Origin of the sequence: Thermobispora bispora DSM 43833, assembly GCF_000092645.1 — a bacterium.
GTDB classification, from domain to species: Bacteria; Actinomycetota; Actinomycetes; order Streptosporangiales; family Streptosporangiaceae; genus Thermobispora; species Thermobispora bispora.
This window is the reverse complement of sequence record NC_014165.1, coordinates 2741060-2761425: the sequence shown is the minus strand read 5'-3', so window position 1 is coordinate 2761425 and position 20366 is coordinate 2741060. Positions and strand designations below refer to the sequence as shown.

Sequence of the window (20366 nt, the reverse complement as noted above, 5' to 3'; positions counted from 1 at the left end):
ACGGCGGCGAGGGCGCGCCCGGCCGCCGCGGGCCTGCCGCGCTGGGCCGTTCCCCGCCGCCGCGGGCCGCCGCACCGGGTCGTTCCCGGCCGCCGTGGGCCACGTGGGCCGCGGTGGGGGCCATGCCCGGCCGTCGCGGGGTCGTTCCGGCCGCCGGGCGGCCCGGCGCGGGGTCATGCCGCCCCCGCTCACGCGCGGCCGCCGTGGGCCGTGGCGAGCCGGCCGAGGATCAGCCCCACCTGGAGCGTGAAGGCCGAACGCCCGTCGGTCGGTTGATACCCCGTGAGCTCGGTGATCTTGCGCAGCCGGTACCGCACCGTGTTCGGGTGCACGAACAGCAGGCGGGCCGTGGCCTCGAGCGACGCCCCCTGCTCGAGGTAGGTGGCGAGGGTCTCCAGGAGCGGGGTGCCGGCGAGCGGCGCGTAGACCGTCTCCACGAGCTGCCTGCGGGCGTCCTCATCCCCGTCGAGCGCCCGCTCGGCGAGCAGCTCGTCGGCGTGCACCGGCCGGGGCGCGTCCGGCCAGGCCGCGGCCGCGCGCAAGCCCGCGATGGCGGCGCGGGCCGACTTCGCCGCCGCGTGCAGGTCGGGGACCTCGGGGCCGATCACGATCGGCCCGGGCCCGAACCGCGGCACCACGATCCGGGCCGCGTCCTTCACGCTCTTCGCCCCGCCGACGATCACGATCAGCCGGTCTCCCTGGATCCCGGCGAGCAGCTCCAGGTTGACTCGGCGGCCCTTCTCCCGCAGCCCGTCGATCACGCTCTGCGGGTCCTCGTCCGGCGGGTGGCCGGCGAAGACCACGACCGGTGTCGAGGTCCAGCCGAGCGCCGCCGCCCAGGAGTGCAGGCCGTCGTCGACCTGGCCGCGGACGAGCGCGTCCACGATGAGGGCCTCGAGCCGGGCGTCCCAGGACCCGCGGGCCTCCGCCTCCCTGGCGTACACCTGGGCGGCGGTGAAGGCGACGTCACGGGTGTAGCGGAGCATCGCGTTGCGCAGCATCTCCGCCCCGCCCGGGGCGGCGAGCTCGTCGACCCTCGCCTCCACCACCTCGACCACGATGCGGATCAGGTCGACGGTCTGCTGCAGCGACACGCTCCGCTTCAGCTCTCGCGGCGCGGTGGCGAAGAACTCGATGCTCGGGGTGGGCCGGCCCTCGCCCGCGTGCCCGAACCACTCGACGAACGCGGCGATGCCCGCCTGGGCGACCAGGCCGATCCACGACCGGTCCTCCGCGGAGAGGGCGCGGAACCAGGGGAGCTGCTCCTCCATCCGCGCCATGGCCGCCGTCCCCAGGCTGCCCATGGCACGGTCGAGCCGCCGCGCCGTGTCCGCGCGGATCTTGTCGAGGGCGCGCTGGCGCTGCTCCGCCTCGCGCGCGGCCTCGTCGCCGGGCCGTACCCGGGCGCCGTCTTCACCGTCCTGCTCGCGCACGCCTCTAGCGTGCCAGGTCATGGCGGTGGCCATGCCCGCCCTCCCGCGGCGCGCCGGTGAAGACCCAGCGGTTGAGCAGCGCCAGCCGAAGCACCATGGTGAGAGCCGAGGCGGCGATCAGCGCCACGGGGTCGAGGCCGAACGGGGCGGTGGCGACCAGCGCGAGCGTGCTGGTCGTGTACCCGATGGCGGTGACGAGCAGGGCGCGCAGGTGGAGCCGGACGTGCGGGTGCTGGTTGAACGTCCAGCGCCGGTGGGCCTCGGTGTTGCACATCCCGACGATGGCGAGCGCGCCCAGGTTGGCGAGCGCGACCGGCCACATGGTGCGCAGCCAGAGGTAGAGCCCGAGGTGCGCGACCGTGGAGATCGCCCCGATCAGCGCGTACCAGCGCAGGTCGATCCGCCGGACGATCGGCTCGCCCGCGGAGACCACCCGGATCACCCGTGCGAGCCCGAGCAGGTCGGCGAGGGCGGTCCGGCCGATCCGCACCCGGCTGTCGGCGTCCTCCACCCAGTCGACCGGGACCTCGGTGACCCGCAGCCCGTGGTACTCGGCGAGGAGGATGAGCTCGGTGTCGAAGAACCAGCCGTCGTCGTTCACCTTCTCCAGCAGCGGCCGCACCGACTCCGCCCAGACCGCCTTGAAGCCGCAGGTGGTGTCGGTGCTGTTGAGCCCCACGGTGCGCCGCAGGAACCAGTGCCAGGCGCGCGAGATCACCTCGCGTTTGACGCTCCGCCGGATCCGCGAGCCGCTGGAGAGGCGGGTCCCGACCGAGATGTCGCTGTGCCCGCTCGCCAGGCTCGCGACGAGCGGGAGGATCGCGGACAGCCCGGTGGACAGGTCCACGTCCATGTAGGCGAGGATGTCGGCCGGGCTGGACAGCCAGGCGGTCCGCACCGCGGCGCCCTTGCCGGGGCGGTCGAGCCGGATGGCGTGGACGGTGTCGGCGCTCTCGGCGAGCTTCTGCGCGATCTCCCAGGTGCGGTCCGTGCTCCCGTTGTCCACGACCGTGATGCGCCAGGGATACGGGAATGAGGCGGACAGAAACGCGCTGAGCGTTGTCACGCACCTTTCAAGGCTGTTCTCCTCATTCAGCACCGGGATGACGAAATCGACCAGCCGAACCGTCCGCGGCGGTGAGGTGATCGGGCCCCCGTAAGCGATCGCCTCCACCGAAACCCCCTATGAGATCAGCAATTACCAGGGTCAATTAGACAACCGAGGTGATCTCGCGCAGATGAGGCGCGCTCCGCGTTTACGCGCTCCGCTGCTGATATTGACCTGAGTACGGCAGGCCGCACCGGGTCCGGCATCGCCGCTGGTGGAACTCTCTGCCGGAGATTTACGACATCGGCCGCGGATGTGGCGGGATGGGGCGGGCTCGGTGGGCGGGCTCGGCTGTCCTGAGCAGGGACAAACATCCGGATTTATTCGGTTTTGGAAATACGATCCGGGCGAAATTCTCCGCGGTCGCCGGACCAGTTCCGGCTCTATTTTTCTTTGTCCGACCTTGTCGTTTCGGGCGGTCTGAACTCCGGGCCGGAGTGGGAAATCTCGGTCTGTCCGCTATCGGATGGGAGGGCCGGCGGAGGAGGTAAATGGACGCCACCGAGATCCGGAATCACGTACGGCTCGAGGAACGCCACTTCTGGCATCGGGAACGCCGGGCGCTGCTCCTGCGGGAGGTGCGCCGGCTCGGCAAGCCCGGCCGGGTGCTCGAGATCGGCGCCGCCGGAGGCGGCAACTGCGCCCTGCTCGCCCGGCACGGCTGGCAGCCGACCGCCGTGGACATCTCCCCGGTGGCCACCGAGATCGCCCGGGAGCGCGGGCTGGAGGCGCTCTGCGCGGACGCGCGCGACCTGCCGCTGCCGGCGGAGGTCTTCGACCTCGTGCTCGCCCTCGACGTGCTCGAGCACATCGAGGAGGACGTGCTCGCCGTCCGGGAGATGGCCCGCGTCCTGCGCCCCGGCGGCACCGCGCTCATCGCCGTGCCGTGCGACATGCGGCTGTGGTCCCGGCATGACGAGGTGCTCGGCCACGTCCGGCGGTACACCCGGGAGAGCCTCGCCGCGGCGGTGACGGGCGGCGGGCTCGCCATCGAGCGGATCTGGAGCTGGAACGTCCTGCTCCGCCCGGTGGTCAGGCTGCGGCGCCGCCGGTCCTCCGGGTGCGACCTGCGGGAGCTGCCCGGGCCGGTGGACCGCCTGCTCGGCATGGTCCTCCGGCTGGAGAGCCACCTGCCCGTGGGCTCGCTCCCCGGGGTCTCCCTGTTCTGCCGGGCGAGGCGGGAGGAACCGTGACCCTGCTGACCGCGGAACGCACCGAGGCGCCCGCCCGGCGGCGGCGCTGGAGCCCACGCACCCGGGAGCTGGTCCTCCTCACCCTCGGGTCGCTGGCCCTCGCCGTGGTGATGACCTGGCCCACCCTGGCCGATCCGTGGCGGACCATCCCGGGCGACCTCACCGACCCGCTCTTCTCCGCCTGGGAGATCGGCTGGTACGGCCACGCCGTGCTCCACCGGCCGGGCGGCCTGTTCGACGCGAACATCTACTGGCCGCTGCCGCGCACCGGAGTGTTCAGCGACACGCTGCTCGGCCTCGCCCCGCTCGGCATCGGCGTCTCCGGCATGGCCGACACCCTGTTCCGGTACAACGTCGCCTACGTGCTGGCGGCCGCGTTCAACTTCGCCGGCGCCTACCTGCTCGCCCGGCAGCTCGGGTGCGGCCGGATCGGCGCGGCGGTGGCCGGCGCGGCCTTCGCCTACACGCCGTGGCGGATCTCCCACGCGATCCACCTCAACATCCTGATGAGCGGCGCGATCCCGCTCTCCATCGCGCTGCTGCTGCGCGGCCACGGGATCGGCAGGGGGCCGTGGGACCCGGCACGGGGCCGGCCGTGGGCGGCGTTCGCCGGGTGGGCGCTCGCCGCCTGGCAGGTCAGCCTGGGGTTCGCGATCGGGCTGCCCTTCGTCTACGTGCTGATGGTGCTCGGGGTGGCCGCCGTGATCGCCTGGCTGATCGTGCAGCGGCCGCGCATCCCGCGGCGGATCGTCCTCGCCGACCTGGCCGGGGGCGCGCTCTTCGCCGGGGTGACCCTGTCGCTGGCGAGCGTGTTCATGCGGGTGGCCAAGGACCACCCCGAGGTCGCCGCGACCCGGACCGCGCAGGTCCTCGAGTACTTCTCGCCGCCGTGGCGCGGCCTGTGGGCGGCGCCCGAGCACTCGCTGGTGTGGGGGCGGCTCACCGCCGGGGCGCGCGCCGGCATCGAGTGGCCCATCGAGGCCACCCTGCTGCCCGGCCTGATCGTGGTGCTCGCCGGCCTGCTCGGCCTGGTGGTCACCATCTGGAGCCGGGCGACCCGGATCTGGCTCGCGGTGGCGGTGGTGGCGAGCGTGGTGGCCGCCCTCGGCACGACCTTCGCCGAGGGCAAGATGACCTGGCTCCCGGCCCGGGAGCTGCTCCCCGGGGTGGAGGCGCTGCGCACCTCGGGCCGGCTCATCATGTACGCCGTCCTGGTGCTGGGGCTGCTCGCCGCCGGGGCGATCACCCGCCTGGCCCGGCACCGCCGGCTCCGGCCGTTCCTGCTCGCCGTGCCGCTGCTGGTCTGCGCCGAGGGCCTGTCCACGGTGCCGCACCCGGAGGTCCCGCCGCCGCCCGCCGCGCTCGCCCACGCCAAGGGGCCGGTGCTCATCCTGCCCGCGTACAAGCAGGACAGCCTGTCGCTGATCTGGTCGACGGACGGCTTCCGCCCGCAGGTCAACGGGTACGCCTCGTTCACCCCGGGCATGATCTCCGAGGTCGTGCGGATCACCGAGTCGTTCCCGAGCTCACTGTCCATCGACTACCTGCGCCGGATGGGCGTCCGTGAGGTGATCATCGACCGGCGGCGGGCCCAGGGGACGGTGTTCGAGCCGGCGGCCGAGCGGCCGGTCCGCGGGCTGCCGGTGGAGCGGCGGGACCTGGGGGACAGCGTGCTCTACCGTCTGCTCTAGGCGGGATCCGCGCGGGTGGGCGGCCTCGCCCGGTCCGCCCGCCCGTCCGGGGTCCCGCGGGCGACGTCGAGCGGTGCACCGAGGCGATGGCGGGCCGCCCGCCCGTCCGGGGTCCCGCCCGGCGGGCTCCGGGCCCGCCGGGCGAACCGGTCAGAGCACGGCCACCGCCGCGATCAGCCCGATGAGGAAGTGGGTCGCGGCGAGCAGGATCGCCGCGGGGTGCAGGGTGGTCTCCTCCTGCACCAGCCTCCGCACCGAGATGCCCACGATCCGGTCGAACGCCACCATGCCGATCGCCTGGGCGGCGATGCCGACGGTGCCGAAGACCAGCGTGGCGAGCAGGCCTTCGGTGAGCACCCCGCCGGAGCCCCAGATGGAGGCCGCGACGATGAGCCCTACCCCGGCGATGCCGGCCGTGGTGATCAGGATCGCGTTGGGGTTCCGCCCGGTGCGGATGAGGTGGCTGAGCCGGCCCGGGGTGGCCAGGTCGATGACGTAGAAGCCGATGGTGAAGGTGATCACCCCCACGATCGTGTACGCCAGGATCGCCAGGGCGCCCTGGCCGAGCACGCCGGGGAAGGAGGTCGCTGCGGTGCTGACAAGGTTCATGGAGAGCCGTCGCTTTCAGCCGTGAATCCGGGGGAACGAAAGAAGAGGTGTCGTCGGTGATCAGCCCGGAGGTCTCGCGGATGCCGAGCCCGGCGGATTCGTCGTGCACCACCCAGGCGCCGAGCACGGGCCGCCATCCGTCGAAGTCGGGCAGGGGCAGGAACTGCTGGTAGACGTAACCCTCGGCGCCGTAGTCGCCCGAGGTCTCCAGCTCCACCCCGGGCGCGTGGACGCGGATCGAGGCGCCCTCGCGGCCGAGCAGCGGCTTGCGCACGTACCCGGTGGTCGATGCGAGCTCCCGGGGCCCGTCGAGGTAGGCGGGGAGCAGGTTGGGGTGGCCGGGGTACAGCTCCCAGAGGATCGCGAGCAGCGCCTTGTTCGACAGCAGCATCTTCCACAGCGGCTCGATCCAGGTCATCGAGCGCTGCTGGGCGATGGCGTGGGGCCCGAACGGCTCGCTGACGATCCACTCCCAGGGGTAGAGCTTGCAGATCGACCGGATGACCCGCTCGTCCAGGTCGACGAACCGGTGGCCGAGCGGATCCCAGCCGATGTCCTCCATCGCGATCCGGACCGTGGCGAGCCCGGCCTGCTCGGCGGTCTCCTGCAGGTAGCCGATGGTCATCACCTCCTCGCCGGTCAGGTCGGCGCTCGTCCACGCGAAGTGCACCGGACCCTCGGGCAGGGGAAGCGACGCCCAGCGGTCGACCAGCCGCTCGTGGATGGAGTTCCACTGGTCGTCTTCGGGGTAGACGTCGCGCAGCCAGTACCACTGCACGATCGAGCTCTCCACCAGGCTGGTCGGGGTGTCGGCGTTGTACTCGAGGAGCTTGACCGGCCCGGTCCCGTCGTAGTGGAGGTCGAACCGGCCGTACAGGTGGGGATCGCGGCGGCGCCAGGACTCGGCGACGGCCGCGTGGCAGTGTGGCGGGATGCCGAGGTCGGAGAACCGGCCGGTGGCGACGATGTGGTCGGCGGCGGCGAGGCACATGCGGTGGAGCTCCTCCACCTGCGCCTCCAGCTCCAGGACCTCGTCCATGGTGAACACGTAGTGGACGCTCTCATCCCAGTACGGCCGGGCGAGGCCCTCGGGGTGGGCCGACCGGTGGAAGGCGAGCCCCTGTGACTCGATGATCCGCTCCCAGCCGTCACGGGGGTCCGATCGCATCCGGCGCATCGCGGTCAGCCTCCGGACCGGGAGCGGAAGCCGAACCCGCCGCGCTGGATCACATGGCCCTTCTGGGAGACGATCCGCACGTCCCGTGGGCGGACCGTGGACCCGTGCGAGACCCGGCCGTTCCGCACGTCCCCGCCGTAGTACCAGACGAAGCCGACCTTCGTGCGCGACGAGCTATGGCCCCTGTGGCAGTGCTCCTCGTCGACGATCAGGTAGGAGCCGTCCGGCTGCCTGGACTGCGGGTCCACGCAGTAAGCGGTCACCTCGCGCCGTTCCTGCACGGTGCAGTAGCCGAGGACCGCTGCGGAGAGCGCGGCCACCAGGCCGAGCTGCACCTTCTTCGAGGACATCGGCTTGGGCTTCCGGGGCACGCCCACGCCTGAACGTGGATCATGCCCTGGTGGGGGGTATTGGGGTTGATATCCAGGAGTGGCCATTCGCGTGCTGCCATCGGACCTCGGGGAATCTGGGCACGTTGATCGACGAGGTCGAAGGCGGGTCAGTTCCCGAAATATCAGATCTGTTATCTCTCATACGCATGTGACCGGAGTGCCGGTGATTGCTTCTGGTGCGTCTGTGGCCGGACCTCAGGCCGTGTGGGCGGTATGCCGCCGGGTAGCGGCGTGGCCGGACACCGGCGATCGCGGACCGGTGACGCCTCCGGCGTGCCGAGCCGTGCCGCGCGTGTCCGGCAGAGCGGGAACGCCCCGCATGGTGAGGGAGTTATGGCGGCACGGTGGAGATCATCTCCGTGCCATTCGGACGTACGTTTGATCCGTGAGACGCCGCCGTGACGCCATCGTCCAGGAGCTCCGCCTCAACGGCTGCCTGACCGTGCGCGAGCTGGCGTCACGCCTCCGGGTCAGCACCAGCACGATCAACCGGGACCTCGCGCGGCTCAGGGCGGAGGGCGTGCCGGTCGGCCGGTGCACCGGCGGCTACACCATCACCGGCCAGGAACCGATCAAGCGCGCGATCGACCGGGCGCTGCTGGAGCGGCGGGTGCTGCGCATCGAGTACCGCGACCCCAAGGGGGAGCGGACCACCCGGGACGTCGAGCCGAGCGTCGTCCTCGGCGGCCGGGGCGGCCTGTGGTACCTCGTCGCCTGGTGCCGGCTCGCCGGTGAGGTGCGGGTCTTCCGCCTGGAGCGGATCGGGTCGGCGGTGGTCACGGACGAGCGCTATCCCGACCCGGGAGAGACCTGGCCGTTGGCCGTCGCGGAGCCGGACACCGGCGGGCGGCCGGGCGCCGCCGGCTCGCCGGCCGGCTGACCGCCCGGGACCCTGGCCCGCTGACCGCTTGAGACCATGGCCGGCCGACCGCCGAGAACCCTGGCCGGATGGTCGCCGGCAAGCCTCGGCCTGTTGAGCGGCGGGGAGCCTTGGCCTGCCGACCGGTAGGGAGCCTTGGGCCTTTGCCCATGATGGAGCCTTGGCCTCTTGCCCGGCGCAGCCAAAGCGCGTGGCCGGGCGAAAAAACCGGACGGCGGCGCGGCCGCGCCGCACCGCCGTCCTGGTCGAGCGGGATTCAGACGCCCATCGACTGGGTGTCGTTCGTCTCCGGCGTGGACTGGGCGGCCATCTCGGTCACCCCGTCCTTGAGGTGGTAGCGGACCACCGCCTCGCGGAGCACCTCCGGCTTGAGCTCGCCCCGCTTGACGAGCTGGGTGAGCACGGCCAGGGTGATCGACGCCGCGTCCACGTGGAAGTGCCGCCGCAGCGCGGACCGGGTGTCCGACAGCCCGAATCCGTCGGTCCCGAGCGAGGTCCAGTCACCGGGTACCCACCGGGCGATCTGGTCGGGTACGGCCCGCATGTAGTCGCTCACCCCGAGGAACGGCCCGGACGAGCCGCTCAGCTTGGCCGTCACGTACGGCACGCGCGGCTCGGCGTCGGGGTTGAGCAGGTTGTGCTCCTCGGCGGCGAGCGCGTCGCGGCGCAGCTCGGACCAGGAGGTGGCGGACCACACCGACGCGGAGACCCCCCAGTCCTGGGCGAGCAGCCGCTGCGCCTCGAGCGCCCACTGCATGGCCACGCCGGAGGCGAGGATGTTCGCCTTCGGCCCGGTCCCGCTGCCCGGCGCGTACAGGTAGAGGCCCTTGAGGATGCCCTCGACGTCCACGTTCTCCGGCTCGGGCGGCTGCGGGTAGGGCTCGTTGTACGTGGTCATGTAGTAGAAGACGTCCTCCGGGTTCTCCCCGTACATGCGCCGCAGGCCGTCCCGCACGATGTGCGCGATCTCGTACGCCCAGGCGGGGTCGTAGGCGACGCAGGCCGGGTTGGCGGAGGCGAGCAGCAGCGAGTGCCCGTCCTGGTGCTGCAGGCCCTCACCGTTGAGCGTGGTGCGGCCGGCGGTGGCGCCGATGAGGAAGCCGCGGCCCATCTGGTCCGCGAGCTGCCACATCTGGTCGCCGGTCCGCTGGAACCCGAACATCGAGTAGAAGATGTACACGGGGATCATGTGCTCGCCGTGGGTGGCGTACGAGGTGCCGGCGGCGATGACCGACGCCATCGACCCGGCCTCGGTGATCCCCTCGTGCAGGATCTGGCCCTCGGTCGACTCCCGGTAGGAGAGCAGCAGGTTCCGGTCGACCGGCTCGTAGGTCTGCCCGTGCGGCGAGTAGATCTTCTGCGTCGGGAACATGGAGTCGACGCCGAAGGTCCGCGCCTCGTCCGGGATGATCGGCACGAACCGGTAGCCGATCTCCTTGTCCTTGCAGAGGTCCTTGAGCAGCCGCACGAACGCCATCGTGGTGGCGACGTTCTGCTTGCCCGAGCCCTTGCGGAGCTGGGAGTAGACCGGGTCGCCGGGGAGCTTGAGCGGCTTGGCGCGGACCACCCGCTTGGGCAGGTAGCCGCCGAGCGCCGCCCGGCGCTCCTTCATGTACTGGATCTCTTCGCTGTCCTCGCCCGGGTGGTAGTACGGCGGCAGGTCCTCTTCGAGGGCCTTGTCCGGGATCGGGAGGTAGAGCCGGTCCCGGAACTCCTTGAGCTCCTCCTTGGTGAGCTTCTTCATCTGGTGGGTGGCGTTCCGGGCCTCGAAGTCCTTGCCGAGCGTCCACCCCTTGATGGTCTGGGCGAGGATGACCGTCGGCTGGCCGACGTGCTCCCGGGCCGCCTTGAACGCCGCGTACACCTTGCGGTAGTCGTGGCCGCCCCGGGAGAGCTTGCGGAGCTCGTCGTCCGACAGGTGCTCCACCATCTTCCGCAGCCGCGGGTCGGCGCCGAAGAAGTGCTCCCGGATGTACGCACCGGACTCGACCGCGTAGGTCTGGAACTGGCCGTCGGGCGTGATGTTGAGCTGGTTGACCAGCACGCCGTCGACGTCGGCCGCGAGCAACGGGTCCCACTCACGGCCCCAGATGACCTTGATCACGTTCCAGCCGGCGCCGCGGAAGAAGGCCTCCAGTTCCTGGATGATCTTCCCGTTGCCGCGGACCGGGCCGTCGAGCCGCTGCAGGTTGCAGTTGATGACGAAGGTGAGGTTGTCGAGCTCCTCGCGGGCGGCGAGGCCGATCGCGCCGATCGCCTCCGGCTCGTCCATCTCGCCGTCGCCGAGGAAGCACCACACGTGGCTGCGGCTGGTGTCCTTGATCTTGCGGTTGAGCAGGTAGCGGTTGAACCGCGCCTGGTAGATGGCCGCGATCGCCCCCAGGCCCATCGATACCGTGGGGAACTCCCAGAAGTCCGGCATCAGGCGGGGGTGGGGGTAGGACGGCAGGCCGCGGACCCCCTGGGACAGCTCCTGGCGGAACGCGTCGAGCTGGGCTTCGGTGAGGCGTCCCTCGAGGAAGGCGCGGGCGTAGATGCCGGGTGCGGCGTGACCCTGGATGAACACCTGGTCGCCCGACTCCCCGTGGTCCTTGCCACGGAAGAAGTGGTTGAAGCCGACCTCGTAGAGTGACGCGGCCGAGGCGTAGGTGGCGATGTGACCGCCGACGTTGGTCCGGTAGTTCGCCCGGGTCACCATCACCGCGGCATTCCACCTGATGTAGGCCCGGATGCGCCGTTCGATGTACTCATCACCCGGGAACCAGGGTTCGCGCTCCGGGGGGATCGTGTTGATGTAGTCCGTGCTGCGCAGGCCGGGCACGCCGACCTGGCTCTCACGGGCGCGCTCGAGCAACCGGAGCATCAAGTACCGGGCGCGGGTCTTGCCTTCGGTCTTGATGACGGTGTCGAGCGACTCGAGCCATTCCTGGGTCTCGCTCGGATCGACATCAGGCAACTGGCTGGGTAGGCCGTCGCTGATGATCGAGAAACGCTGGCGTCCGGAAGCCACTGGGTCTCGCCTTCCGAGAGTGGACTGGGTCGGATATGGTCCTGTTCGTGCCGCGGTCCGTTCTGCCGGATCGCTTATCAGTCGTCTTCCATCCTTGCTCCTCCCGGCGGAAAGTGCATCACTACTGCCTGGTAACAGGCGGTGTGACATCCGTCGCCGGGGTTCGGTTGTGGCCTAGACCTCCAATCATAGGACGTCTGTTTAGGGCAAGAATAGAGCGTCGCAAGCCCGGGTCATCGGCCGGTAGATTCATCCGATCCGGTGAGATTCATCCCGTCTGGTGGCGCGCCCGGACCGGCCGGACCGTCATGATCCTTTCATCGCCCGCCCGGCTCGCGCCGCCCCGGCGGCGTCATGCTCCGCGCCCGTTCCGCCCGTCACCGGCGGGCCGTACGGCACGGCGGCCGGCCCGGCCGGCGGGCGGGAACACGTGCGCCGTGACATGCCTTTCCGGCCGGTTCTCGGCGGCGTAACTTTTCGGTATGGCGTTCCTCTATCTCTGCGCGAGCTGAGGTTTCTCCTGTTTCCAGGTGGCGATAGCCGTACCAGGCTCCGGAGAGTGGAGGTGGATGCGACATGCAGGCACAGGTCGGCGACCGCCTGGTGGTGCACGGCTCCGTGGTCGGAGAGCACGGCAAAGAGGGCGAGATCATCGAGGTCCGGGGGAGCGACGGCAGGCCGCCGTACCTGGTCCGCTATGAGGACGGGCACGAGGCGCTGGTGTTCCCCGGCCCTGATGCGATCGTTATCCCAGCTCGGAGCGGATCGGCCAGGCAGGGATCGTAATATCCCGCTGTGAGGTCGATAGAGATCGACGTGTACACCGGCACCCGGGAACGGGTGCACGACATCACGCGGCAGTGCGCGGATTTCGCCAGGGAGTGCGGCGGCGATGGGCTGCTGCACGTCTTCGTGCCCCACGCGACCGCGGGCGTGGCCCTGATGGAGCTCGGCTCCGGGAGCGACACCGACCTGCTCGCCACCCTCGCCGAGCTGCTGCCCGCGGACGATCGCTGGCGGCACGCCCACGGGTCCCGTGGGCATGGGCGGACGCACGTCATGCCCGCCTTCATCCCGCCGTACGCCACCATCCCGGTGCTGGGCGGCCGGATGGCCCTGGGGACATGGCAGTCGGTGGTGCTGGTTGATCTCAACGTCGATAACCCGAACAGGCGGGTACGTTTGTCGTTTTTGTCGGATTGATAGATAACGGTGCGGACAGCCCGCGCGATGACCATTGACGACGGTGGGTCACAGCGTGTGGACTGTGCCGAGCACGGCTCTCCACGAGCCGGCATACCGCAGTGATATCGCGGGGTCACCCGAGCAGGAGGGATGAAAGTGAGCGCGACCGCGGGCCAGGCGCAGGGCACTCGCGGCCTGGCCGAACGCCTTGGCTTCAAGGCCGGTCAGGTGGTTCAGGAGGTCGGCTGGGACGAGGACTGCGACGAGGAACTTCGCGCGTCCATCGAGGAGCTGACCGGAAACGAGCTGGTGGACGAAGAGTACGACGACGTCGTCGACGCGGTGCTGCTGTGGTGGCGCGACGGGGACGGAGACCTGTTCGACGCGCTCAGCGACGCCATGACCGCCCTCGCCGACGGAGGCCAGATCTGGGTGCTCACCCCCAAGGCGGGCCGCCCTGGCCACGTCGAGCCGAGCACGATCGGCGAAGAAGCGGCGACCGCGGGCCTGTCCCAGACCAGCAGCATCAGCGCCGCCCGTGACTGGACCGGCATAAGGCTCGTCGCCCCCCGGGCACGTCGCTGACCCGGTCCATTCCCCGGCCGTGACCCGGCTCAGCCCCGGCCTCGCCTAACCGGAGGGCGACGAGCCAGCGGGCTGAGCCGTACGGCAGGATTGATGGGCGTACCACTTCCCGGGAGGACTGCTGCATGGCGGTTGAGGTCGGTCAGGTCGCACCGGACTTCGAGCTGAAGGATCAGCACGGCACGCCCATCAAGCTCTCCGGCCTGCGGGGGAAGAAGGTCGTGCTCGTCTTCTACCCGCTGGCGTTCACCCCGGTCTGCCACGGCGAGCTCACCGCGATCCGGGACGGGCTCGTCGGCGCGCTCCCGGACGACGCCCGGGTGCTCACCGTCTCGGTCGACTCCATGTTCAGCCACCGGGCCTGGGCCGAGCAGGAGGGGTTCACCTTCCCGCTGCTCTCCGACTTCTGGCCGCACGGCGCCGTCGCCCGGGCGTACGGCGTCTTCGACGAGGGCCGAGGGGTCGCCCAGCGCGGCACCTTCATCATCGACGCCGAGGGCGTGGTCCGGTGGAAGGTCGTCAACCCGCCGGGCGAACCACGGGACATCGCCGCCTACCTGAAGGCGCTCGCGGAGATCTGACCGGCCTGAGGCCGCCCCGGGCGGGAATTCCGCCATCGATCCTCTGTACCGATCCAGATCCGGCCTTGGAGGGGAGATGCCCTGTTTCCGGTGCGGGGCCCGGCAGACCGATCCGGTCCGCGGCGCCAGCCCTTGGAAACGCGGGGTCCGTCACGACGTTCAGGTCCTCATCTGCCCTGACTGCCAGCGCGCGCACGATCTCGACCTCGACACGTGCGCGACGTGCGGCTCCACGGCGATGATCTGCCGGCTCGGGGAGGTCGAGTGCCGCTCCTGCGGCGCGGTACGGCCCGCCCGGTCCCGCGCCCAGGCGTCCTCCTCCTCGGTGCCGGGCCTCGCGGCCGAGGTCGAGGCCGCGCTCAACCGGGTGCTCGGCCGGGTGCGGGGGTAGTCGCCGGCATCGGCGCGGCGGCGACCGGCACGGCCCGGCCGGCCGTGCCGGGTGATCTCCGGGTTCTCGGGCCCCGGGACGGGAACGGCAGGAGGCCGATCGTGGACTGATCGGTCCTCCGATGTGCTCAACCACGCGCTGGTGTCGTATGGTGTACTCCGGCCGTGTGCACCGGACCGGGGCGGTTAGCTCAGGGGTAGAGCACTCGCCTTACAAGCGAGGGGTCACTGGTTCGAACCCAGTACCGCCCACCTGCGAAAACGCCCTCTTATCGATCTTAGAAAAGGTCGCTGCGCGACATCCGCAGCCGCTTTCCGTTGTCACCGGCCGCGAAGAGGGTGTCCGTCACGTCCGCGCCGCGCAGGAGCACCGGGCGGATCGGCGTGCGATAGACCGTCATGGCGACCACCGTGCTGCGGTGGCCGGCCAGGCGGGAGATGTGCTCGATCGGCACCCCGGAGGCCGACACGAGGCGGAGGGCTTGCAGTGGGCGGCGCCGGAGAGGTGCTCCAGATGGTCACGAAGGCCTTCGCGGTGCGCATCCTCGGCCCTTACGCGACGGCGCCCCGGCGTTCGCCGGCACGACGGGGCGCCGTCTGATCTGAGCTGTTACGACTTTCTCTACGTCTGCAAGCCGCCGCTTGCGCGGCGGGAACAAGAGCCCGCGGCATCCGGGAGCATGAGGAGGAGCCCAGCACGGGTTCGGTGCGCCCCTCAGAGCCACGGTCGGCCAACTTGCGCGCGCCGAGCTGAGCCATCCTTGGGCCGCGCGCCCGCCTACGGCGGGCGTGCGGCCTCTTCCGGGCCGGTCCCGCCTCGGCGGGCGCGCGCCTCGTCAAGGACGCAGCATCGCCGACGTGGGCATTGGGGCTCCGCCCCGAACCCCGGGGCCTCCGGCTCCGGGAAGCCCACAAGATCATGAAGAAGCGGTGCAGACGGCGCCCATAGAGATGAGCGGTGGAGAGGCCTTGATCTTCCCGCCTGCCATCGACCCGGGCAAAGCCCGGCAGACCGGCTCCTGCGGGTCAAGCCCGGCTGCGCAGGCAGGGCGACCGGCGCACGTGGAAGGTCACCGGGGACAGGGACACGCGAAGCCGGGCTCGACCCTTCGTCGCCGGCCCGCTGCCCCTGGGGCGGGTCGGCGGCAGACGGGAAGTCAGCCACGGGCCGTGCCCTACCTGGTGTGCTGGCGGGGGATCATCCCCGCGTGCGCGGGGAGCACAGGCCGAGCGAGTCGCAGACTACGGCCTCGACGGGATCATCCCCGCGTGCGCGGGGAGCACGTGGCGAGCTGGCGCCGGGAGGTGAACCACCGGGGATCATCCCCGCGTGCGCGGGGAGCACCTGCCCCGGCCGACCAGCAAAAAGCCCAAGGAGGGATCATCCCCGCGTGCGCGGGGAGCACAAGCACCGCGTCTACTTCAACCACTGGCCGCAGGGATCATCCCCGCGTGCGCGGGGAGCACAAGCACCGCGTCTACTTCAACCACTGGCCGCAGGGATCATCCCCGCGTGCGCGGGGAGCACAAGCACCGCGTCTACTTCAACCACTGGCCGCAGGGATCATCCCCGCGTGCGCGGGGAGCACAAGCACCGCGTCTACTTCAACCACTGGCCGCAGGGATCATCCCCGCGTGCGCGGGGAGCACCTCACCGAGTACTGGTACCGGGTCGCGTGGCTGGGATCATCCCCGCGTGCGCGGGGAGCACTCCCGGTACGGCGACCCCTGGTCGAGCAGCCTGGGATCATCCCCGCGTGCGCGGGGAGCACGATCTCGCGGACGCGGGTGCCGGTGGGGAGGCGGGATCATCCCCGCGTGCGCGGGGAGCACCTGTCCCAGCAGCGGAGCGTGATCCGGGCCGTGGGATCATCCCCGCGTGCGCGGGGAGCACTGGTAGACCTGCCTGCCGAGTGGCGTGCCCCGAGGATCATCCCCGCGTGCGCGGGGAGCACGACGCCGCGCTCGCCCGGCTACGCGCCGCCGGGGGATCATCCCCGCGTGCGCGGGGAGCACGCCGGGGCACATGCCCCGGCCTTAGGCGCTAGGGGATCATCCCCGCGTGCGCGGGGAGCACGTCACTCGGAGATTCGCAGCACGGACCGCTCGAGGATCATCCCCGCGTGCGCGGGGAGCACAGAAAGGAGTGGGGCATGGACCCGAACGCGGCGGGATCATCCCCGCGTGCGCGGGGAGCACGGCCGCCGCGGCGGGGCCGAGTTTGGGGTCGAGTGGATCATCCCCGCGTGCGCGGGGAGCACTCCGGCCAGTGCGGCCGGGGCTCGATGCCGACGGGGATCATCCCCGCGTGCGCGGGGAGCACATCCCCAGCTCCCCAGCGTGATCAAGGGCTGGGGATCATCCCCGCGTGCGCGGGGAGCACTGTCGGGCACGGCGGGCACGATCTTTTACGGGGGGATCATCCCCGCGTGCGCGGGGAGCACGTGGCTCACGCGCGGCGGCTTCCTCCCCTCCGAGGATCATCCCCGCGTGCGCGGGGAGCACTCGCTCCTGGCCGTGGCCGTGGCGTTCGGCTGGGGATCATCCCCGCGTGCGCGGGGAGCACTCACTTCATCGGCCGCGGCGCCCTGTATGACGGGGATCATCCCCGCGTGCGCGGGGAGCACCACTGGGCTAGGTCGAAATCGGATCTGGCCCAGGGATCATCCCCGCGTGCGCGGGGAGCACGGCCGCCGCGGCGGGGCCGAGTTTGGGGTCGAGTGGATCATCCCCGCGTGCGCGGGGAGCACGAAATCGACGTGATCACCCTGCAGGGGGAGGAGGGATCATCCCCGCGTGCGCGGGGAGCACGAGCGCGTGCGCGACCTAGTCGAGGCGCTTGACGGATCATCCCCGCGTGCGCGGGGAGCACCCCGGACCACGGTCCCCGGGAGTGCGCGCGGAGGGATCATCCCCGCGTGCGCGGGGAGCACCCGAGCGTGCCGTCTCTCGCCGCCGCGCTGAGGGGGATCATCCCCGCGTGCGCGGGGAGCACACGAGCAGAACCAGCAGCAGTCCACCGGCACCGGGATCATCCCCGCGTGCGCGGGGAGCACGTGCCGAGGGCGCGCAGGGTAGTTGGGCATGGGGGATCATCCCCGCGTGCGCGGGGAGCACATCCGGGATCGTGTGGCGACCTTCGTGCAGAAGGGATCATCCCCGCGTGCGCGGGGAGCACCCAAATCACGGTTGAAACCACCTCTCACCCCGGGGATCATCCCCGCGTGCGCGGGGAGCACGCGTACAGCTCCTCAAAGGTGATCGACTCCCGGGGATCATCCCCGCGTGCGCGGGGAGCACCTCGCGTGGGCCGGACCCCTCGCGACCAGCACGGGATCATCCCCGCGTGCGCGGGGAGCACTACAGGAGCACGCCCTCGGCGGTGATCGTGGAGGGATCATCCCCGCGTGCGCGGGGAGCACTCCAGCTCGGCGAGGGTTTGGAGGTCGTAGACGGGATCATCCCCGCGTGCGCGGGGAGCACCGGCGGGCCGCGCGGCACGGCATCCCCGACCGGGGATCATCCCCGCGTGCGCGGGGAGCACTTCATCCAGGACAGGCAGACCAACCCGCGCCCGGGATCATCCCCGCGTGCGCGGGGAGCACGGGATGACCGTCCCGCCCAGGAAATCCACCACGGGATCATCCCCGCGTGCGCGGGGAGCACCGGCGGGCCGCGCGGCACGGCATCCCCGACCGGGGATCATCCCCGCGTGCGCGGGGAGCACTTCATCCAGGACAGGCAGACCAACCCGCGCCCGGGATCATCCCCGCGTGCGCGGGGAGCACTTCACCCTCCTTAAGACCGCCCGCGGCGCCATGGGATCATCCCCGCGTGCGCGGGGAGCACGGCTCCAGTGGGACAGCCGACGATGGGCCACCGGGATCATCCCCGCGTGCGCGGGGAGCACCCCGATAGGTGCCGTCCATAGGGAGGCCCGGGGGGATCATCCCCGCGTGCGCGGGGAGCACGAGTGGTTCCCCCGCGAGGACGGTTCGCCCACGGGATCATCCCCGCGTGCGCGGGGAGCACGCCCCACCCCATGCTGCGGGGTGGGGCGAACCGGGATCATCCCCGCGTGCGCGGGGAGCACCGGTATGCCGTGGGCGCGCATCAGCTCGGCGAGGGATCATCCCCGCGTGCGCGGGGAGCACCTCCCCGAGGGTGTCGCCCTCGCCGGTGACGAGGGATCATCCCCGCGTGCGCGGGGAGCACTCCGGACCTGGGCGGCATGCCGATGATCGTGGTGGGATCATCCCCGCGTGCGCGGGGAGCACTTCTTTGGGGCGCCCGGCGTTGACCCACCGCCGGGGATCATCCCCGCGTGCGCGGGGAGCACATCATCACCATCCCCGCCGGCTGGGTGCCGCGGGGATCATCCCCGCGTGCGCGGGGAGCACGGGTGCGAGCCTGAGAGGAGAGCAGTGAACGGGGGATCATCCCCGCGTGCGCGGGGAGCACGGGCGACGGGGGCGCGCGGGTCCCCCGGCCGAGGGATCATCCCCGCGTGCGCGGGGAGCACGTGCCGCACCCTGCGCAGAGGTTGACGGGGAGGGGATCATCCCCGCGTGCGCGGGGAGCACTAGCCGGAGATGACGACAGCGGCGCGGCAAGCGGGATCATCCCCGCGTGCGCGGGGAGCACCCGAGCCACTTCAGGCGTGCGTCGAGGCCGGCGGGATCATCCCCGCGTGCGCGGGGAGCACCCGGTTTGGCAGAGGTGGCGCGCCGTCCGGGGGGGATCATCCCCGCGTGCGCGGGGAGCACCTGTCACCGAACGCCGATGGGGCGATGCAGCGGGGATCATCCCCGCGTGCGCGGGGAGCACCGCTTTGAACCGCTGGAACTGCTCCGGCGTGACGGATCATCCCCGCGTGCGCGGGGAGCACGCGTGGGCTTCCTGCCGTAAGCGCAGCCCGTCGGGATCATCCCCGCGTGCGCGGGGAGCACTCTAACTTCGAGCCTCATCTTGTCTCCTCGCTGGGATCATCCCCGCGTGCGCGGGGAGCACTTCCAGCTCGGGTCGGCGTACACGTCAGGCCAGGGATCATCCCCGCGTGCGCGGGGAGCACCTACCCGCACGAGCTCGTCCAGGCGGTTCGAGAGGATCATCCCCGCGTGCGCGGGGAGCACTCGCCGGTGGTCGTGTCGAGCCAGCCGCCCTCGGGATCATCCCCGCGTGCGCGGGGAGCACTAGGAGTCGTGGTCTCCGGGGATGCACGGCGAGGGATCATCCCCGCGTGCGCGGGGAGCACCGGCGGCGTTCCGCTGTCGGTGACGGCTTGCCGGGATCATCCCCGCGTGCGCGGGGAGCACGGACAGACATGGCTATCCGTGGCCGTATCCCCGGGATCATCCCCGCGTGCGCGGGGAGCACACACGCGCTGTCTGCCGCAGGAACTCGAACTCGGGATCATCCCCGCGTGCGCGGGGAGCACGTGGCCTCGGCCGTCTCGGCGAGCTGGAGCCAGGGATCATCCCCGCGTGCGCGGGGAGCACTGCCCACAGTTCGGAAATGGGTTCCAGTTACCGGGATCATCCCCGCGTGCGCGGGGAGCACTTGGCCATGGCGTCGAGGTGCGCCCTGGCGTGGGGATCATCCCCGCGTGCGCGGGGAGCACACCGGGCACCCCGAGTGCCGCTGGTGGCGCTCAGGATCATCCCCGCGTGCGCGGGGAGCACGGCACCTCAGGCGGCCGCAGCCGCTGCATCGGGGGATCATCCCCGCGTGCGCGGGGAGCACAGGGCTCGGACGTATTCAGGGTCCAGGGCCGGGGGATCATCCCCGCGTGCGCGGGGAGCACCCAAATGCGTCTATATGTCCCTACCGGACGAGGGGATCATCCCCGCGTGCGCGGGGAGCACTCCAAGACCGAGAAATGCTGCTGGCGGATGATGGGATCATCCCCGCGTGCGCGGGGAGCACTAAGACCCGCCGCCTAGCGGAGGGCAGGACCCGGGATCATCCCCGCGTGCGCGGGGAGCACCCTTGACCTGCGCAAACACGTGTTTGACATGAGGGATCATCCCCGCGTGCGCGGGGAGCACCCTGCCCCGGTGAGGGGTGGGCGCCCCTGTTTGGGATCATCCCCGCGTGCGCGGGGAGCACAGGGCCTGGTCCGGGTCGCGCAGG

At 71.4% G+C, this 20366-nt stretch carries 14 protein-coding genes, 1 tRNA gene, 1 pseudogene and 1 CRISPR repeat array (1 of these 17 cut by a window edge); of the genes and pseudogenes, 9 read left to right on the top strand and 7 right to left on the bottom strand.

Translation table 11 applies throughout. The annotated features are described in order from the left end of the window. Positions 1 to 188: 188 nt before the first annotated feature. Together TBIS_RS11730 and TBIS_RS11725 are read right to left on the bottom strand one after the other, a co-directional pair. Positions 189 to 1454: a PucR family transcriptional regulator gene (locus TBIS_RS11730; protein ID WP_425263893.1), complete on the bottom strand. Its 1266-nt coding sequence runs from the start codon at positions 1452 to 1454 to the stop codon at positions 189 to 191. Then, entirely contained in the window at positions 1438 to 2607 is a 1170-nt protein-coding gene (locus tag TBIS_RS11725) for a bifunctional glycosyltransferase family 2/GtrA family protein (protein WP_013132605.1), read from the bottom strand. Before TBIS_RS11725 ends, TBIS_RS11730 begins: the two co-directional genes overlap by 17 nt. A gap of 425 nt (positions 2608 to 3032) precedes the next feature. Between TBIS_RS11725 and TBIS_RS11720 the strand changes: the two genes are divergently transcribed. Then, positions 3033 to 3734 (top strand): class I SAM-dependent methyltransferase, encoded by a 702-nt coding sequence (locus TBIS_RS11720; protein WP_013132604.1) that lies wholly within the window; start codon positions 3033 to 3035, stop codon positions 3732 to 3734. Then, entirely contained in the window at positions 3731 to 5425 is a 1695-nt protein-coding gene (locus TBIS_RS11715; protein ID WP_013132603.1) for a hypothetical protein, read from the top strand. Before TBIS_RS11720 ends, TBIS_RS11715 begins: the two co-directional genes overlap by 4 nt. Before the next feature lie 150 nt (positions 5426 to 5575). Here TBIS_RS11715 and TBIS_RS11710 read toward each other — a convergent pair whose 3' ends face one another. From TBIS_RS11710 to TBIS_RS11700, 3 genes and pseudogenes are all read right to left on the bottom strand, one after another. Then, positions 5576 to 6034, bottom strand: coding sequence for a DUF350 domain-containing protein (locus TBIS_RS11710; RefSeq protein ID WP_013132602.1), 459 nt, complete (start codon positions 6032 to 6034; stop codon positions 5576 to 5578). A 91-nt stretch (positions 6035 to 6125) separates the two neighbouring features. Then, a pseudogene (locus TBIS_RS18710) lies at positions 6126 to 7202 on the bottom strand (glutathionylspermidine synthase family protein); the annotation flags it as partial. Positions 7203 to 7216: 14 nt separating this feature from the next. Continuing rightward, positions 7217 to 7561 (bottom strand): hypothetical protein, encoded by a 345-nt coding sequence (locus TBIS_RS11700; protein WP_083785343.1) that lies wholly within the window; start codon positions 7559 to 7561, stop codon positions 7217 to 7219. 427 nt (positions 7562 to 7988) lie between these two features. Between TBIS_RS11700 and TBIS_RS18225 the strand changes: the two genes are divergently transcribed. Further along, the gene (locus tag TBIS_RS18225) at positions 7989 to 8483 is read left to right on the top strand and encodes a helix-turn-helix transcriptional regulator (RefSeq protein WP_013132600.1); all 495 of its coding nucleotides are present in this window, start codon (positions 7989 to 7991) and stop codon (positions 8481 to 8483) included. Between the two features lie 256 nt (positions 8484 to 8739). On the opposite strand, the gene aceE is transcribed toward TBIS_RS18225, so the two are convergent. Beyond that, positions 8740 to 11493: a pyruvate dehydrogenase (acetyl-transferring), homodimeric type gene (gene aceE, locus TBIS_RS11690; RefSeq protein ID WP_013132599.1), complete on the bottom strand. Its 2754-nt coding sequence runs from the start codon at positions 11491 to 11493 to the stop codon at positions 8740 to 8742. Positions 11494 to 12069: 576 nt separating this feature from the next. On the opposite strand from aceE, the gene TBIS_RS11685 reads away from it, so the two are divergent. The 6 genes from TBIS_RS11685 (at position 12070) to TBIS_RS11660 (ending at position 14486) form a co-directional block, all read left to right on the top strand. Beyond that, complete coding sequence (locus tag TBIS_RS11685; protein WP_013132598.1) at positions 12070 to 12279, top strand: DUF1918 domain-containing protein; 210 nt, start codon at positions 12070 to 12072, stop codon at positions 12277 to 12279. A 9-nt stretch (positions 12280 to 12288) separates the two neighbouring features. Then, positions 12289 to 12696, top strand: coding sequence for a secondary thiamine-phosphate synthase enzyme YjbQ (locus TBIS_RS11680; protein ID WP_013132597.1), 408 nt, complete (start codon positions 12289 to 12291; stop codon positions 12694 to 12696). Positions 12697 to 12834: 138 nt separating this feature from the next. Continuing rightward, a complete protein-coding gene (locus TBIS_RS11675) occupies positions 12835 to 13263 on the top strand; it encodes a DUF3052 domain-containing protein (RefSeq protein WP_204251932.1) in 429 nt (142 codons plus the stop codon). A gap of 125 nt (positions 13264 to 13388) precedes the next feature. Beyond that, entirely contained in the window at positions 13389 to 13844 is a 456-nt protein-coding gene (locus tag TBIS_RS11670) for a peroxiredoxin (protein ID WP_013132595.1), read from the top strand. 76 nt (positions 13845 to 13920) lie between these two features. Continuing rightward, positions 13921 to 14235, top strand: coding sequence for a hypothetical protein (locus TBIS_RS11665; RefSeq protein ID WP_013132594.1), 315 nt, complete (start codon positions 13921 to 13923; stop codon positions 14233 to 14235). A gap of 179 nt (positions 14236 to 14414) precedes the next feature. Beyond that, positions 14415 to 14486 (top strand) — tRNA-Val (locus TBIS_RS11660). A gap of 26 nt (positions 14487 to 14512) precedes the next feature. Here the strand turns inward: TBIS_RS11660 and TBIS_RS18705 are convergent. Next, positions 14513 to 14704 carry a hypothetical protein gene (locus tag TBIS_RS18705; RefSeq protein ID WP_242384266.1) on the bottom strand — a complete coding sequence of 64 codons (192 nt, stop codon included), beginning with the start codon at positions 14702 to 14704 and terminating at the stop codon, positions 14513 to 14515. A 724-nt stretch (positions 14705 to 15428) separates the two neighbouring features. After that, positions 15429 to 20366: direct repeats of the CRISPR family, unit length 29 nt; unit sequence GGGATCATCCCCGCGTGCGCGGGGAGCAC; it runs 1074 nt beyond the window's last position.

Excerpts from the sequence above, each read along its gene's own strand:
- TBIS_RS11730 (WP_425263893.1), bottom strand. The coding sequence starts at position 1,454 with ATGACCTGGCACGCTAGAGGCGTGCGCGAGCAGGACGGTGAAGACGGC.
- TBIS_RS11700 (WP_083785343.1), bottom strand. The coding sequence starts at position 7,561 with ATGTCCTCGAAGAAGGTGCAGCTCGGCCTGGTGGCCGCGCTCTCCGCA.
- TBIS_RS11685 (WP_013132598.1), top strand. The coding sequence starts at position 12,070 with ATGCAGGCACAGGTCGGCGACCGCCTGGTGGTGCACGGCTCCGTGGTC.
- TBIS_RS11665 (WP_013132594.1), top strand. The coding sequence starts at position 13,921 with ATGCCCTGTTTCCGGTGCGGGGCCCGGCAGACCGATCCGGTCCGCGGC.
- TBIS_RS11670 (WP_013132595.1), top strand. The coding sequence starts at position 13,389 with ATGGCGGTTGAGGTCGGTCAGGTCGCACCGGACTTCGAGCTGAAGGAT.
- TBIS_RS11710 (WP_013132602.1), bottom strand. The coding sequence starts at position 6,034 with ATGAACCTTGTCAGCACCGCAGCGACCTCCTTCCCCGGCGTGCTCGGC.
- TBIS_RS11720 (WP_013132604.1), top strand. The coding sequence starts at position 3,033 with ATGGACGCCACCGAGATCCGGAATCACGTACGGCTCGAGGAACGCCAC.